The 15,589-nt window shown below is 64.4% G+C and carries 11 protein-coding genes and 2 pseudogenes; 5 read left to right on the plus strand and 8 right to left on the minus strand.

Features of this window, described 5'->3' with window-relative positions:
• Nucleotides 1-266 precede the first annotated feature (266 nt).
• Nucleotides 267-1,154: a LysR family transcriptional regulator gene (locus EJ069_RS20215; RefSeq protein WP_126062808.1), complete on the minus strand. Its 888-nt coding sequence runs from the start codon at nt 1,152-1,154 to the stop codon at nt 267-269.
• 124 nt (nt 1,155-1,278) lie between these two features.
• On the opposite strand from EJ069_RS20215, the gene EJ069_RS32845 reads away from it, so the two are divergent.
• Genes EJ069_RS32845 through EJ069_RS20230 form a run of 4 tightly spaced genes read left to right on the plus strand, consistent with a single transcriptional unit; the run spans nt 1,279 to nt 6,033 of the window.
• Nucleotides 1,279-1,437 carry a hypothetical protein gene (locus EJ069_RS32845; protein ID WP_189475902.1) on the plus strand — a complete coding sequence of 53 codons (159 nt, stop codon included), beginning with the start codon at nt 1,279-1,281 and terminating at the stop codon, nt 1,435-1,437.
• Nucleotides 1,434-4,364: a molybdopterin oxidoreductase family protein gene (locus EJ069_RS20220; protein WP_126062809.1), complete on the plus strand. Its 2,931-nt coding sequence runs from the start codon at nt 1,434-1,436 to the stop codon at nt 4,362-4,364. The genes EJ069_RS32845 and EJ069_RS20220 overlap by 4 nt, the downstream gene beginning before the upstream one ends.
• Nucleotides 4,361-5,095, plus strand: a complete 735-nt coding sequence (locus tag EJ069_RS20225; RefSeq protein ID WP_126062810.1) for a 4Fe-4S dicluster domain-containing protein — start codon at nt 4,361-4,363, stop codon at nt 5,093-5,095. Before EJ069_RS20220 ends, EJ069_RS20225 begins: the two co-directional genes overlap by 4 nt.
• 2 nt (nt 5,096-5,097) lie before the next feature.
• Entirely contained in the window at nt 5,098-6,033 is a 936-nt protein-coding gene (locus EJ069_RS20230; protein WP_126062811.1) for a DmsC/YnfH family molybdoenzyme membrane anchor subunit, read from the plus strand.
• A 7-nt stretch (nt 6,034-6,040) separates the two neighbouring features.
• Here EJ069_RS20230 and pdeM read toward each other — a convergent pair whose 3' ends face one another.
• The 5 genes and pseudogenes from pdeM to EJ069_RS20255 all read right to left on the minus strand — a co-directional run bounded on the left by pdeM (nt 6,041) and on the right by EJ069_RS20255 (nt 12,216).
• A complete protein-coding gene (gene pdeM, locus EJ069_RS20235; RefSeq protein ID WP_126062812.1) occupies nt 6,041-6,757 on the minus strand; it encodes a ligase-associated DNA damage response endonuclease PdeM in 717 nt (238 codons plus the stop codon).
• A 20-nt stretch (nt 6,758-6,777) separates the two neighbouring features.
• Nucleotides 6,778-9,308: pseudogene (locus EJ069_RS20240) on the minus strand (ligase-associated DNA damage response DEXH box helicase).
• A gap of 232 nt (nt 9,309-9,540) precedes the next feature.
• Nucleotides 9,541-10,401, minus strand: coding sequence for an NlpC/P60 family protein (locus EJ069_RS20245; protein WP_189475905.1), 861 nt, complete (start codon nt 10,399-10,401; stop codon nt 9,541-9,543).
• A 28-nt stretch (nt 10,402-10,429) separates the two neighbouring features.
• Nucleotides 10,430-10,780: a MarR family winged helix-turn-helix transcriptional regulator gene (locus EJ069_RS20250; protein WP_040985896.1), complete on the minus strand. Its 351-nt coding sequence runs from the start codon at nt 10,778-10,780 to the stop codon at nt 10,430-10,432.
• Nucleotides 10,781-10,852: 72 nt separating this feature from the next.
• Nucleotides 10,853-12,216, minus strand: a pseudogene (locus tag EJ069_RS20255) (leucyl aminopeptidase family protein).
• Between the two features lie 123 nt (nt 12,217-12,339).
• On the opposite strand from EJ069_RS20255, the gene EJ069_RS20260 reads away from it, so the two are divergent.
• Nucleotides 12,340-13,167: a tetratricopeptide repeat protein gene (locus tag EJ069_RS20260; RefSeq protein ID WP_042638644.1), complete on the plus strand. Its 828-nt coding sequence runs from the start codon at nt 12,340-12,342 to the stop codon at nt 13,165-13,167.
• Between the two features lie 253 nt (nt 13,168-13,420).
• On the opposite strand, the gene EJ069_RS20265 is transcribed toward EJ069_RS20260, so the two are convergent.
• Both EJ069_RS20265 and EJ069_RS20270 read right to left on the minus strand, forming a co-directional pair.
• A complete protein-coding gene (locus EJ069_RS20265) occupies nt 13,421-14,437 on the minus strand; it encodes a type II secretion system F family protein (RefSeq protein WP_126062814.1) in 1,017 nt (338 codons plus the stop codon).
• Nucleotides 14,438-14,450: 13 nt separating this feature from the next.
• Nucleotides 14,451-15,464, minus strand: a complete 1,014-nt coding sequence (locus tag EJ069_RS20270; protein ID WP_126062815.1) for a type II secretion system F family protein — start codon at nt 15,462-15,464, stop codon at nt 14,451-14,453.
• Nucleotides 15,465-15,589: the final 125 nt, after the last annotated feature.

A 15,589-nucleotide genomic window follows, 5' to 3' on the forward strand; every position in this document is an offset into this window, starting at 1 on the left:
CGAAACGCCCGTGACGTCGTCATCCACGGGCGGAGCAAGGAGCGAAGCGACGCGCGCAGACCCGAGGATCCATTCCGTGACATCGGAGCGCCGCTGCGGTTCAGATTCTGCTCAGCTGCATTCTCCGGTTAAGGTAACGGAATGGATCCTCGGGTCTGCGCTCCGCTTCGCGTCGCTCCGCCCGTGGATGACGAAGTTTCGGAGGCTTAGGCCAATCTCGACACGATGGTCATTGTTCTGGGTCAGCGGTCCATAACCCGCGCTGTTCAGCCGATCTTTCCACCAAGATGCGCCTTCAGCGCCATCTGGGCGAGGCTGGCCTGGCGGTCGCGGTGCGTGATCATGGCGAAGTCGCGCCTGGGCAGTTCGACCGGAACGGCCCTGAGGCTTCCCTCCGCCAGGGAGCGCGCGACGACGAGCTCCGAGATGATCGTCGCTCCCGCTCCGGCCTCAACCGCCTGGCGCACGGCCTCGTTGCTGGGCAGAACCAGGAATATCTGCAGCTCCGCCGGCGGAACGCCCTGGCGGTGGGCGAAATCCTCCAGCGCCTCGCGCGTGCCCGACCCGCCTTCCCTTATGATCCAGCGCAGCGCCCTGATGTCGAGGTTTCCGGCACGCGTCATCGGGATCTCGGGATGCGAGCGCGCCACCACCAGCATCATGCGGTCCTCGGCGACCGTGGCGCGGCGCAGGATGTCGGACTCGGTTCGGCCCTCGACCAGGCCGAAATCGGCGCGTCCATCCAGCACATTGGTCTCGACCTGCCTGGTGTTGCCGATGGTGACGCTCAGCTTCACGGCGGGATAGGCTTCGTGGAAGGCAGCCAGGCGGCGCGGCAGCCAGTAGCTGGCGATGGTCTGGCTGGCCGCGATCGACAGGCTGCCGGCGACGGTCTGCGAGACATCCTCCAGCACGCCACGAGCAGCCGCGGCGCGATCCAGGACCGCCTTCGCCTCCGGCAGGAAGCGGTGGCCGGTCTGGGCCAATTCGATGTTGCGGCCGACCCGGTTGAACAGGCGCACGCCATGCTGGCTTTCGAGCGCGCGGATGGCGGCCGACGCCGCCGATTGCGAGATGCCGAGCCGCTCGGCGGCCCTGGTCATATGGCCGTGTTCGGCGACAGCGACAAAGATGCGCAATTGATCGAGGGTCATGGATCAACTAAGAAGCAGAATCGATCAGAATTACAAGAGCTGCTTGTTAGACGGATCAATTGCTTTGTTCTAAGTTTTTGCCCGAGGTTGGAAAAAATTGATCGCCAAGGGGCGAGAGTGGGAAATGGCAGGGCGCTTCAAATCCCTATTCGCGCATTGGAGCCGCCGGCTGAAGCGGCAGCTTGCCGGCGAGCGCTATCATCCTGAACTTCACTACATGCGCGGCCCGGGACCGAAGGCGAAGGCCAAGATGGCGAACGGCAAGAGTTTTCGCGGATCATGAGCAAAGCCGCGCCGCGGGGCGCCAATTCCGCACCCTCGCAACGGCCTCTTTCCGATACTCACGCGCCAAATGAGGGCGACGGCGTCGAGACTTCGCCCAGCGTCTCCGACCGCATCGCCAAGACCACCTGCTATATGTGCGCCTGCCGCTGCGGCATCGACGTCCACATCAAGGACGGCAAGGTGCGTTACATCAACGGCAACAAGGACCATCCGGTGAACCGAGGCGTGATCTGCGGCAAGGGCAGCGCCGGCATCATGCAGCATTACAGCCCGGCGCGTCTGAGGAAACCGCTGCTGAGGACAGGCCCGCGCGGCTCCGGTGAGTTCCGCGAGATCGAGTGGGACGAGGCGCTGGACATCGCCACCGAGAGGCTGTCGGCGATCCGCCGCACCGATCCGAAAAAACTCGCCTTCTTCACCGGACGCGACCAGTCGCAATCGCTGACCGGCTGGTGGGCGTCGAAATTCGGCACGCCGAACTTCGCAGCGCATGGCGGCTTCTGCTCGGTCAACATGGCGGCCGGCGGGCTCTACACGATCGGCGGCTCGTTCTGGGAGTTCGGCGAGCCCGACTGGGACAACACCCGATATTTCATGCTGTTCGGCGTTGCCGAGGACCATGATTCCAACCCGATCAAGATCGGCCTCGGCAAGCTCAAGGCGCGCGGCGCCAAGGTGGTTTCGATCAATCCCTGCCGCACCGGCTACAATGCCATCGCCGACGACTGGATCGGCATCCGGCCGGGCACCGACGGCCTGTTCGTGCTGGCGCTGGTCCACGAATTGCTCAAGGCCGGGCGCGTCGATCTCGACTATCTGCTGCGTTACACCAATGCGTCGGTGCTCGTCGTGCAGGAGCCGGGCGCGGCCGACGACGGACTCTTTGTGCGCGGCGCCGACGGCAACCCGCTGGCTTGGGACAGGGTGGCCAAGCGTCCGGTCAACGCAGCCGGACCCGAGGCAAAGCCGGCGCTGACCGGCAGCTACGAGGTCGGCGGGCAGCGTTGTGTGCCGGTGTTCCAGCTCATCGCCGATCGCTATCTGGACGAGAGCTACTCGCCGGATACCGTGGCAGAGCGTTGCGGCGTCAGCGCCGACACCATCCGGCGCATCGCGGCGGAGCTGGCGCATGTCGCCTTCGAGCAGACGATCGAGCTGCCGGTCACCTGGACCGACTGGGCCGGCCGCCGGCACGAGACGATCAAGGGACGACCTGTGTCCATGCATGCCATGCGCGGCATCTCGGCCCATTCCAACGGCTTTCACACCTGCCGTGCCATCCATTTGCTGCAGGTTCTGCTCGGCACCGTCGACGTTCCGGGTGGCTTCCGCTTCAAGCCGCCCTATCCGCGCTGCGCGCCGCCGGGACCGAAGCCAGCCGGCAAGAACGCCCAGCCAATGACGCCGCTGGACGGCATGCCGCTCGGCTTCGTCTGCGGGCCGGACGATCTTCTCGTCGACGAAGCCGGCCGGCCAGTCCGCATCGACAAGGCCTATTCCTGGGAAGCGCCTTTGGCCGCGCATGGGCTGATGCATTCTGTCATCCGCAACGCCTGGGCCAGCGATCCTTATCCGATCGACACGCTGTTCATGTACATGTCGAACATGGCGTGGAACTCGTCGATGAACACGGTCGAGACGATTTCCATGCTGACCGACAAGGACGAGGCCGGCGCGTACAAGATCCCGTTCATCATCTATTCCGACGCCTATTACTCCGAGACCGTGCCATTCGCCGACCTGGTGCTGCCCGACACCACCTATCTCGAGCGGCACGACTGCATCAGCCTGCTCGACCGGCCGATCAGCCATGCCGACGGAGCCGCCGACGCCATTCGCCACCCCGTGGTGCAGCCAGATCGCGACGTGCGGCCGTTCCAGTCGGTGCTGATAGAACTCGGCGCGCGGCTGGGCCTGCCAGGCTTCGTCGAGGAGGATGGCTCGGCGAAATACCGCGACTATGCCGACTATATCGTCAACCACGAGCGCACCCCCGGCATCGGCCCTTTAGCCGGCTGGCGCGGCAAGGATGGCGACGCAATCGGCAAGGGCGACGTCAACCCCGGCCAGTTGCAGCGCTACATCGACAATGGCGGCTTCTGGCACCACGATTTTTCCGACGACCAGCGCTATCACAAGATGGGCAACCGCGCCTATCTCGATTTCGCGGTCGAGATGGGTTTCATCGCCAAGGCCGAGCCGATCGTCTTCCAGCTCTATTCGGAGCCGATCCAGCGGTTCAGGCTGGCAGCGCGTGGCCACGGCAAGGTGCAGCCGCCCGACGCCGAACGCGGCCGCATCGAAGCCTATATGGACCCGCTGCCCTTCTGGTACGCGCCCTTCGAGGATGACACCGTCGATCTCGAAAAATATCCGCTGCATGCGCTGACGCAGCGGCCGATGCATATGTACCATTCCTGGGGTTCGCAGAATGCCTGGCTGCGGCAGATCACCAGCCAGAACCGGCTGTTCGTCCATCGCCAGACGGCCAGCAAGCTCGGCCTTGCCGACGATGACTGGGCATGGATCGAAAGCGTCAACGGAAGGGTGAAGGGCCAGATCAAGCTGATCGACGGCGTCAACCCCGATACGGTCTGGACCTGGAACGCGATCGGCAAGCGGCGCGGCAGCTGGGGGCTGAAGGACGATGCGGCCGAGAGCAATCGCGGCTTCCTGCTCAACCACATCATCGGCGACCAGACATCGGCCGACGCCAACGGCAAGCGCTATTCGAATTCCGATCCGGTCACCGGACAGGCGGCATGGTTTGACGTGCGCGTGCGCATCGTCAAATGCGCGGCGGACGAAGCCGGCTTCACCGAGCCGCAATTCGAGCGTTTTGCCCGGCCGGCGCATTTCGAATCTTTGCCCGACATACTTCGCTTCGGCGCGGAATTCCGCATGAAGAGGGAAGCCGCCGAATGACCTGCCTTCCCGCCCAAACCGATAAGAAGCTCGGGCTGGTCATCGACCTCGATATCTGTGTCGGCTGCCAGGCCTGCGTCACCGCCTGCAAGGAGTGGAACACGGGCGGCCATATGGCGCCGCTGACCGACATCGACCCTTATGGCGGCCATGCCGACGGCGTCTGGTTCAACCGGGTGCATGCCTACGAGCACACGACGGAGCGGGGCGGCCGGACAGTGAACTTCCCGCGCTCCTGTCTGCATTGCGAGCAGCCGGCCTGCGTCACCGTCTGCCCGACCGGCGCCTCCTACAAGCGTGCCTCCGACGGCATCGTGCTGGTCGACGAGGATAAATGCATCGGCTGCAAATTGTGCAGCTGGGCCTGCCCCTATGGCGCGCGCGAATTCGACACGGATGTCGGCGTGATGAAGAAATGCACGCTCTGCGTCGACCGTATCTACAACGACAATCTCGCCGAGGAAGATCGCGTGCCCGCCTGCGTCGCCGCCTGCCCGACCAGCGCCCGGCATTTCGGCGATCTCGGCGATCCCACCTCGGCGATCTCGCAACTCGTCGAGGAGCGTGGCGGCGTCGCGCTGATGCCCGAGCTCGGTTATAAGCCGACCAACCGCTATTTGCCGCCGCGAGCCCGCAGCGAGCGCGCGGCGAAGGTCGACGCGCCGGCGCTGCAGCCGATCAAGGCCGAGGGCGGGTTCCTCGGCTGGATCGACCGCGTGCTTTCGAACTGATCATGCATCCCGCTTTCTCGGTCGTCTTCTTCACCACCGCCACCGGGGCCGGCTACGGCCTGCTGGCATTGCTCGGTGGGCTTGGGGGGTTGGGGTTCATTCCCGCCGATTTCTGGCTTGGCTTCGTCGGCATGGCGTTGGCGCTCGGCCTGATCGTCGCTGGCCTGTTGTCGTCCATGGGCCATCTCGGCCGGCCCGAGCGCGCCTGGCGCGCCTTCTCGCAATGGCGCAGCTCGTGGCTGTCGCGCGAAGGCGTGGCCTCGGTCGCGACCTTCATCCCGGCCGTGCTGTTCGGCATCGGCTGGGTGTTTCTCGGCAAGAGCGGCGGCTGGGTGGCGGCCGCCGGGTTGCTGGCGGCGGCGGGCGCCGTCATAACTGTCTGTACCACCGGAATGATCTACGCCTCGCTTAAGCCTATCGCGCAATGGCACAGCCGATATACGTTGCCGGCCTATCTGATTTTTGCAGCGATGACAGGCAGCGTTCTGGCGAACGCCCTGCTCCAAGGTTTCAACATCGGCTCCAGTGCTATGCTGGCTCTCGCGCTGCTTGCCACCCTCGCCGGCTGGGTCTGGAAGCTCGCGACATGGCGCTACAATGACCAGCTGGAGATTCCGACAAATGCCAACACCGCGACCGGGCTCGCCGGCGGCACGGTGCGGTCGATCGAATGGCCGCATACGGAAGAGAACTATCTGCTGAAGGAGATGGGCTTCCGCATCGCGCGCAAACATAGCGCGAAGCTACGACGGATCACGCAGGCGCTGGCATTCATTGCGCCCGCCGTCCTGCTTGTCATCGCCTTCGCCCTGGCTTGGCCGTTCGCGGCGATTGCCTCGGTGCTTGCAGCTGTTTGTCAGTTGGCCGGCATGCTGGTCGAGCGCTGGCTGTTCTTCGCCGAGGCGAAGCACACGGTCACGCTGTACTATGGCAGATGAAGCTGTATCAGCCCGGCCGCAGCATCGAGCCCGAGATCGCAAAGATGCGCTCGGCTCCCAACATATACGCCATCAGCGTTTCCAGGCGGAACAGGCCGGCATAGGCGCGGTCGAGCACGTTGAGCGAGCCGGTATAGGCGCCGAAGGCCGGCATGATCATGCGGCCGCCGTCGCCGGCAAAGCAGCGTCGCCTGACCGAGCGGCCGCGCTGGACGATGCGCGCGCATGGATGGAGATGGCCTGATATCTCGCCCTCGATCCGCGTGTTCGAGGGCTCATGCCGGAAAAGCAGCGAGCCGATGGCAAGCTCCTTGACCGTCTCGCCGGGCAAATCAGCGGGCGCCTCAGGATCGTGGTTGCCGGCGACCCAGAACCAATCGCGGCCTGCCATCATCGCCTCGAGCCGCTCACGGAAGGTCTGGTGCATGCGCTCGGCGCCGCCACCATCATGGAAGGAATCGCCCAGGCTGACGACGATGCGCGGCTGGTAGTCGGCGATGACCGACTGAAGCCTGAGCAAGGTGGCGCCGGTGTCGTAAGGCGGGATCAGCGCGCCGCGCCTGGCGAAGGACGAGCCTTTTTCCAGATGCAGGTCGGAGACCGCGAGCAGGCGCAGATCGGGGAAGTAAAGCACACCACGCCGGTCGCACACAGCGCGCTCGCCAGCGATGCCGACAAGGTCGGCCTCGGCGATCAGCGTTGCGCGCGACAGCGAAAAATTCATCCCCTCTTCGTCCCTCTCTTTCAGTCGATCATCTCAGGCCCCATGGCCTCTTCGACGAGGGTGGCGGCATCCATCAACAGCGTCTCGTCCGCCTCGCCATTCACCGGCATCTTGCCGATTTCCAGCATGATCGGCACGGCGAGCGGCGATATCTGCTCGAGATTCTTATGCATGATTCGACCGCGGATGCGCGAGAGCATCTCGGCAAGTCTGCTGACATCGAGCAACCCGGTCGCGGCATCCGTGCGGGTGGCCTGCAGCAGAATATGGTCGGGTTCATGGCTGCGCAGCACGTCATAGATCAGGTCGGTGGAAACGGTCACCTGGCGGCCGCTTTTCTCCTTGCCGGGGTGGCGCTTTTCGATCAGTCCGGAAATCAGCGCGCAGTTGCGGAAAGTGCGCTTCAAGAGCCAGCTGTCGGCAAACCAGGCCTCGAGATCATCGCCAAGCATGTCTTGATCGAACAGCGCGGCCAGTGACGGTTTTCTGTTCTTGAACATCCAGCCCATGTCGGCCAGCGACCAGATGGCAAGCGCATAGTCTGTGGCCACGAAGCCGACCGGCTTGGCTCCGGCCCGGTCCAATCGGCGGGTCAGCAGCATGCCGAGCGTCTGGTGAGCAAGCCTCCCCTCGAACGGATAGGCCACCAGATAGTAGCGATTGCCGCGCGGAAAAGTCTCGATCAACAGGTCGTCGCGTTTCGGCAGGATGGACTTGTCCGCCTGGAACCGCAGCCAATCCGCAACCTGCTCGGGCAGCTTCTTCCAGCGTTGCGGGTCGTCGAGCATGGCTCGGACCTGCTCGGCCAGGTAGGTCGAAAGCGGGAATTTGCCGCCGCCATAGTAGGGCACCTTCGCGTCGCTGCCCGGCGCGTTCGAGACGAAGCACTCGTTCTCGCGAATGCCTTCGAAGCGCAGGATCTTGCCGGCGAACATGAAGGTGTCGCCATGGGTCAAAGTCTCCAGGAATGCTTCCTCGATCTTTCCCAGCACCCTGCCGCCGCGCGAGGCTGCCCCCTGCTGCCAGCCTGGACGTAGCGCACATTGAGCGCCGGCACTTCGATGATGGTGCCGACATTGAGCCTGTATTGCTGGGCGACCGCCGGATTTGAAACCCGCCACAAGCCCTCCTTGGTCTGCCGGATGCGGGCATAGCGCTCGTAATTCCTGAGCGCGTAGCCGCCGGTGGCGACGAAGTCGATGACCCGGTCGAATGTCGGGCGATCAAGGCTAGCGTAAGGCGCGGCCGTCCTTACTTCATCGAACAAAGCATCGGCATGGAACGGCGCGCCGCAGGCGCAACCCAGCACGTGTTGCGCCAAGACGTCCAGCCCGCCATTGACCAGCGGTGGGGTGTCCTGGGCGCCAAGATAGTTGGCGTCGAGCGCCGCCCGACACTCCAGAACCTCGAAGCGGTTTGCCGGGATCAGGATCGCCTTCGACGGCTCGTCCATGCGGTGATTGGCGCGGCCGATGCGCTGCGCTAGACGACTGGCGCCCTTCGGTGCGCCGACATGCACCACCAGATCCACGTCGCCCCAGTCGATGCCGAGATCGAGCGTCGAGGTAGCGACGATGGCGCGCAGCGCATTGTCGCCCATCGCCTTCTCGACGCGGCGGCGCTGGGCGACGTCCAGCGAGCCGTGATGAAGCGCGATCGGCAGTGTGTCCTCATTGACTCGCCATAGCTCCTGGAACAACAGCTCGGCCTGGCTGCGCGTGTTGACGAAGAGCAGCGTGGTCTTGTGCCGCTTGATCTCGCGATAGATTTCCGGCGTGGCGTAGCGGGCCGAATGGCCGGCCCAGGGAACGCGCTCTTCGGAGTCGAGGATCGAGATCTCGGGCTTGGCGCCGCCCGTGACGACGATGACCTCGGACATCGCGCCGGGGGAAGCCTGGCTGACCAGCCAGCGCCGCAATTCGTCGGGCTCGGCGACCGTTGCCGACAGGCCGATGGTCTGCAATCCGGGGACGAAGCTGCGCAAACGCGCAAGGCCAAGCGCCAGCAGATGCCCGCGCTTCGAGGTAACGAGCGAATGCAGCTCGTCGAACACGACATAGCGCAAATCCTCGAAGAAGCGCCTCGCGTCGTTCGAGGCGATCAGCAGCGCGAGCTGCTCTGGGGTGGTGAGCAGAATGTCGGGCGGCGCCAGCTTCTGCCGCTGGCGCTTGTGCGAAGGCGTGTCGCCGGTGCGGGTCTCGATGGTGACGGGCAGGCCGATCTCCTCGACCGGCTTGCCGAGATTGCGCTCGATGTCGACGGCCAGCGCCTTGAGCGGCGAGATGTAGAGCGTGTGGATGCCGCGACGGGCTTGGCCAGGCTTGCGCTTGGGACGGTTGGCCAGTTCCGTCAGCGACGGCAGGAAGCCGGCCAGCGTCTTGCCGGCGCCGGTCGGCGCGATCAGCAGCACCGACTGGCCGCTTTGCGCCTTCGCCAGCAGCTCGAGCTGATGGGCACGCGGCGACCAGCCCTTTTCGCCGAACCATCTGACGAATGGCTCAGGCAGCAGGACGGCGGCATTCTGTTCGGCAAGGCGCGGCTGCTCGGTCACGCGCAACAGGTAGCGCGGCGGCACGCGATCGCCAAGGAAAATCGGAACAAAAGGGGATCAGCTATTTCTTCCTTCCCTCCTTGTGGGAGAAGGTGGATTGCCGCGAAGCGGCAAGACGGATGAGGGGTGTTCCAGCTTGGCGCCAAGCTACCCCTCACCCGGATTGCCATCCGATTTGTGAAGGACAAATCGGGGCAATCCGACCTCTCCCACAGGGGGAGAGGTCGGGGAGTTACGGCCTCCTGAACCCGGTTGGGCCGCCATAGAGATAGCCGATGCGCTCGACCGCTTCCTTCAGCCCTTCGCGCGAGACCAGCATGGTGTGGCCGTTGGCGTGGATCATGTCCCTTTCGTCGGTCATAATCGCCACATGGCCTTTCCAGAACACGAGGTCGCCGCGCTGGAGGCCGGTATAGTCCGGACCCGGCTCGAAGGGCGTGCCGATCGACGCTGCCTGCATGTCGGAGTCGCGCAGCACATCCTTGCCGGTCATGCGCATCGCCAATTGCACGAGGCCGGAGCAGTCGATGCCGAAGCCGGAGACACCACCCCAGAGATAGGGCGTGCCGAGGAAGCTTTCGGCGACGGTGACGTAATCCTCCGCAAGCTCGCCGATCGGCCGCAGATGGCCTGCGATGATCGCCTGGCCGGAGGGCAGCAGCGCATAATGCGTGCCGCGCGTCTCGGCCGAGCCGCTCACGGTCACGGTCGAGCCCATCGACAGCTGGCCGCTGATCGGAAAACGCAGATCCGGCCCGGGATAGAGGAAGGTGCGCGGCACGCAGACGATGTGGGTCGGCGCGTGGTCGCGCGCGCCAAGGAGATTGTCCGCCACATAGCCGACATAGCCGTCGCGCTCGGCCTGCACCCAGGCCCAGCCTTCCGCGTCCTCGAAGACGAGCACGTCGTCGCCGAACAGCGCCTGCGTGTTGACGCCCGCATCGGGGCGCGGCGCCTTGCGCAGGTCGGCGACCGAGGCCGTGATCCGCGCCGGGCGGCCGGTGACGAAGCGGTCGGCGGCAACTTCGCCTTTCAGCCTCGCATCGGCAAGGTCGGAGCGGAAAGCGTGAAGGCGGGCATCCCTTGCGGTCAAATCGATATTCCGGTCGTTGGCAGTGAGGTCAGATGGGCAGTTCGTGCGCCCTGGCGACGATACCATCGCCGAAGCGCTCGACAAAGAGCGCGCCTTCCACCGTGCGGCGGATGAGCACGTTGCGCTTGTCGAGCTCGTCGCGATGGCGCGAGACCAGCTTCAGCGCGCCCATCGTGTCCAGCGCCCGGGTGATGACCGGCTTGGTGACGTTGAGTTTTGCCGCAAGCCCGCGCACCGTGTGCGGCGGCGGATCGAGATAGATGGTGAACAGGATCGCCGTCTGGCGCATGGTGAGATCTGGCTCGCCATCGCGCACCTGGGCCAGCATCACCTGCTGCCACAGTCGCAAGGCCTGGCTCGGGCGCATCGAGATCGACATCGCCCAAGCATGCCGGCAAATTGTTTCGGTTCCGTTTCAGTGACGGTTTATCCGCCGACCCGGTCTTCCGGCCTAGACAAATCGCTGCGTGATGACCCGCTCCAGCGCGCGAATGCCCTGCGCCTCGCCGCCGGTCAGGCCGTAAGGGCGATCGGCCGGGTTCCAGGCGAAGATGTCGAAATGCGCCCAGCTGTGGGTCTTCTCGACGAAGCGCTTGAGGAAAAGCGCCGCGGTGATCGAGCCGGCAAAACCGTCCGTGGTGACATTGTTGATGTCGGCGATCTTTGAGGAAAGCTTCGCATCATAGGGACGCCATAGCGGCATCCGCCACAGCGGATCCTCGACGGACACGGAGGCGGCGGCAATGTCGGCGGCGAACGTCTCGTCGGCGGTGTAGAAGGGCGGCAGATCGGGGCCGAGCGCGACCCTGGCAGCGCCGGTCAGCGTCGCCATGTCGATCAGCAATTCTGGCTTCTCCTCATCGGCCAGCGCCAGCGCGTCGGCCAGGATCAGCCGCCCTCCGCGTCCGTGTTGCCGATCTCGACCGTGATGCCCTTGCGGCTCCTCAGCACGTCGCCGGGCCGGAAGGCATTGCCGGCGATCGAATTCTCGACGGCTGGGATCAGCACGCGCAACCGGACATTCAATTTCGCCGCCATGATCATGGAAGCGAGGCCCAGCACGTTGGCGGCGCCGCCCATGTCCTTCTTCATCAGAAGCATGCCGGACGACGGCTTGATGTCGAGACCGCCTGTGTCGAAGCAGACGCCCTTGCCGACCAGCGTCACCTTCGGCGCAGCGCTCGGTCCCCAGCTCATGTCGATCAGCCGCGGCGCGTCGGCGGAAGCCCGGCCGACAGCGTGGATCATCGGGAAATTCCGCGCCAGAAGATCGTCGCCGTGAATTGCGGAAATCTCGGCGGCATGGGCGGCCGCCAATTGCCGGGCGGCTTCTTCCAGCTCGACCGGCCCGAGGTCGCTGGTCGGCGTGTTGACCAGATCGCGCGTCAGAAAAACGCTGTCGGCGACGCGACGGACATGCGCGGCGTCAGCGCCCTCCGGAAGCGCGAAGCGCAGGGCCTTGCCGGGCTTCTTGCCGTAGCGCGTGAAGACATAGCCGCCCAGGACAAGCGCCAGCGCGGCGAGTTCGGGTTGCGCCAGGCCCGACGCGAAATACCAGTCGCCTTCCGGCAGCGCCCTTGCGAGCGCGCCGAGGGCAAGCGCGCTTTCGCCGTCACCCGTGCCGAACAGCGCGCCGGCGAGACCACCGCCCTCGCCAGGCAGGACCAGCGTGCGCCCTGCCTCGCCGGAAAAACCGTTGGCTCTTGCCCAGGCGATGGCGGGCGGCGGCAATGCCGCGGCTTCAAGGGCGTCCTTTGCCACCAGATAGACAGGGAAGGCGGCTTGCGGCTTTTGTTCGACGAGTTCGACAGGCATGCGATGATCTCCGGCCGAACAGGATGAGTCGGCTTCTTAACGGTCCGTTAGGGTTAACAGAATATTTCTGCGGGAGGGAAGACGGCCAGCCTATGGCCGCACAGGAATGGAGACCGGGCGCCGATGCCGATCAAAGCGTTGAACCATAGAGCCAAGCGTCTGATCAGCACAGCCTTCATGGCGGCACTGGCAGCCAGCGTGGCAGGTTGCGGCAGCACCAGCCAAATGACCACCGGCTCCATCTCGCGCTCCGACAGAAGGCCGCTGGAAACGATGTCGGCCGGCGAACTGCACACGGCCACGTCCAGGCTTGGCGAATCCTACGCCCGCAATCCCAATGACAAGCGCATGGCGATGAATTTCGCGGCGGCACTGCAGATGGATGGCGATGCCGACCAGTCGCTCGCCGTGATGCGCAAGCTGGCGATCGCCTATCCCAAGGATCGCGACGTGCTTGCCGCCTATGGCAAGGCGCTTGCCGCCAACGGCCAGTTCGAGCCGGCGCTCGACGCCGTTCGCCGCGCGCAGACGCCCGAATATCCGGACTGGAAACTGGTGTCGGCGGAAGCCGCGATCCTCGACCAGATGGGCCAGAAGGACGAAGCGCGTCAGGACTACCGCAAGGCGCTGGAACTCAAACCGAACGAGCCTTCGGTGCTGTCCAATCTCGGCATGTCCTATGTGCTCGAAGGCGACCTGCGAACGGCCGAGACCTATATGCGCTCGGCCGCGCAGCAGCCCAGCGCCGACAGCCGGGTGCGGCAGAACCTTGCACTCGTGGTGGGCCTGCAGGGCCGCTTCGACGAGGCCGAGAAGATCGCCTCGCAGGAATTGTCACCCGAACAGGCGCAGGCCAACGTAGCCTATCTGCGCCAGATGCTTGCCCAGCAGAATGCCTGGAGCCAGCTGAAGGATCAGGACAAGAACAAGGCGAAAGTCGCCACGAACTGACGGACGCCGCCAAGCGCCGCCCGCTCCGACAAGGCAGAAGCCGCGCGGCTTTTTTGATTGACGCGAACGGCTCTTTCTCTTTGCTTTTTACGCAATTCCGGACGGAAACCCGCTCGACACTTTTCCTGGAATTGCCTTCTCTTTTTCTACGCAATTCCGGGCGGAAAACCGCGCGACACTTTTCCTGGAATTGCTTTCTCTTTTTCTACACAATTCCGGCGGAAAACCGCGCGACACTTTTCCTGGAATTGCTTTACTGGCTCGAGGAGCTGTGCTGGTCGCCGAAGATGCCGCGCTGGCTGACCTGGATGCCGGCCGGGCCAAGAATGATGGCGAACAGAACCGGCAGGAAGAACAGGATCATCGGCACGGTGAGCTTCGGCGGCAGCGCGGCGGCTTTCTTCTCAGCCGCGTTCATGCGCATGTCGCGGCTTTCCGAGGCGAGCACGCGCAGCGCATGCGCCACCGGCGTGCCGTAGCGTTCGGCCTGGACCAAGGCCTGCGACACCGACTTGACCGATTCCAGGCCGGTGCGGCTTGCCAGGTTCTCATAGGCGATCTTGCGATCCTGCAGATAGGACAGCTCGGCATTGGTGAGCACGAATTCCTCGGCAAGCGGGACCGACTGCGCGCCGATTTCGTCGGCGACCCTGCGCAGGGCCGCTTCCACCGACATGCCGGATTCCACGCAGATCAGCATCAGGTCGAGCGCGTCCGGCCACGCCAGCTGGATCGACTGCTTGCGCTTGGTGGCGCGGTTGTTGACATAGAGGATGGGGGCGTAGAAGCCGCCATAGGCGACGACGATACAGACGAACAGCTTGATGAAAGCCGGCTGCTGCGGCAGGCCGCCGAGCACGAACAGGTAGACGGCCGCCAGCGCAAAGCCCACGAATGGCAGGACGAGGCGGAAGAAGAGGAAGCGCGTCAGCGGGTTCTGGCCGCGGAAGCCCGCGACCTTGAGCTTCTGGATCGTGTTTTCATCGGCAAGCGCGCGCTTCAGATCCAGGCGGTCGACGATGTTGCGCATGCCGATGGACTGTTCCTCGCGCAGGCCCTTGCGGCGCCGGTCGGCCTCGCTGGCCAGCCGCGCGCGCTGCTCGGCGCGCAATTTGTCGCGTTCGAGCGCCACGGACTTCATGCGCGATTTGAGCGACGTGCCGCCGAACGCCGGCATGAGGGTGAACACGGTCGCGAACACGGCGATGCCGACCAGCATCGCGATCAGGAAGGAAGGATCGGTGAGTGTTTTGACGACCTGTTCTGTCACCGGATCCGCGCCCCTATACTTCGAAGTTCATCATCTTGCGCATCACCAGGATGCCGATCGACATCCAGACACCCGAGCAGCCGAGGATCAGGTTGCCGACACTGGTGGTGAACAGCGGCATGATATAATTCGGGCTCGACAGATAGACGAGGAAGGCCACGACAAAAGGCAGGGCGCCGATGATGACGGCGGATGCCTTGGCTTCCATCGACAGCGCCTGGACCTTGGCCTTCATCTTCTTGCGGTCGCGCAGGACGCGCGAAAGGTTGCCTAGCGCCTCGGACAGGTTGCCGCCGGCCTGCGACTGTATCTGGATGACGATGCCGAAGAAGCCGGCCTCGCTGCACGGCATGGTCTCGGACATGCGCATGGCGGCGTCGGGGACCGACATGCCCATCTGCTGGGAATCGACGATGCGGCGGAACTCCGACCGGACCGGTTCGGGCGATTCATTGGCGATCAGGCGGATCGCGTCGTTGAGCGGCAGACCGGACTTGACCGCGCGCACGATGATGTCGAGCGCGTTCGGAAACTCTTCCAGGAAGGCCTTGACGCGACGTGTGCGGCGAAACGAAACGAACCAGCGCGGCATGCCGAGCCCGCCCACCAGCAGGGCGCCGGGCAGGGCCCACAGAGGCGCGCCGACGAAAAAGAGAAGGGCCGTCAGGATGATGCCGCAGACGGCGGAGTACATGTAGAAGCGCTCGATCGGGACCTGCATGCCGGCCTGGCTGATCTGGACCTTCAGCGGCGGTTTCTTGAGGTTGCGATCGTTGGTCTTCTGTTTCTCGTCGAGCTGCTTGAGCGAGTCCTGGAGACTTTTGCGCCGCTTGACCGCCTCCGCGGCGCGATCGCGCGTGGCTTTCACCACCGACCTGTCGGTTTCGGCTGTCTTGATGGTTTGAAGCCGCTTGCCCGCCTGCTTCTCGTTGTCGATGCGCGTGAACAGGAAAGCATAGGCCACCGCGCCGGCGCTGAAGCCGGCGAGCACGATGAATGCCAGGACGGTGGTGTCAATTCCGAACATCGACCGGTGCCCCTAGGCCCTTTCGCCGTTTAAAAGAAACGGCGAACCGCCCTATTTCTTTGTTTAGACGCAATTCCGGACGGAAAACCGCTTCACACTTTTCCTGGAATTGCGTCAGACCTCCA

This window comes from Mesorhizobium sp. M2A.F.Ca.ET.043.05.1.1 (assembly GCF_003952445.1).
Taxonomy (GTDB): Bacteria; Pseudomonadota; Alphaproteobacteria; order Rhizobiales; family Rhizobiaceae; genus Mesorhizobium.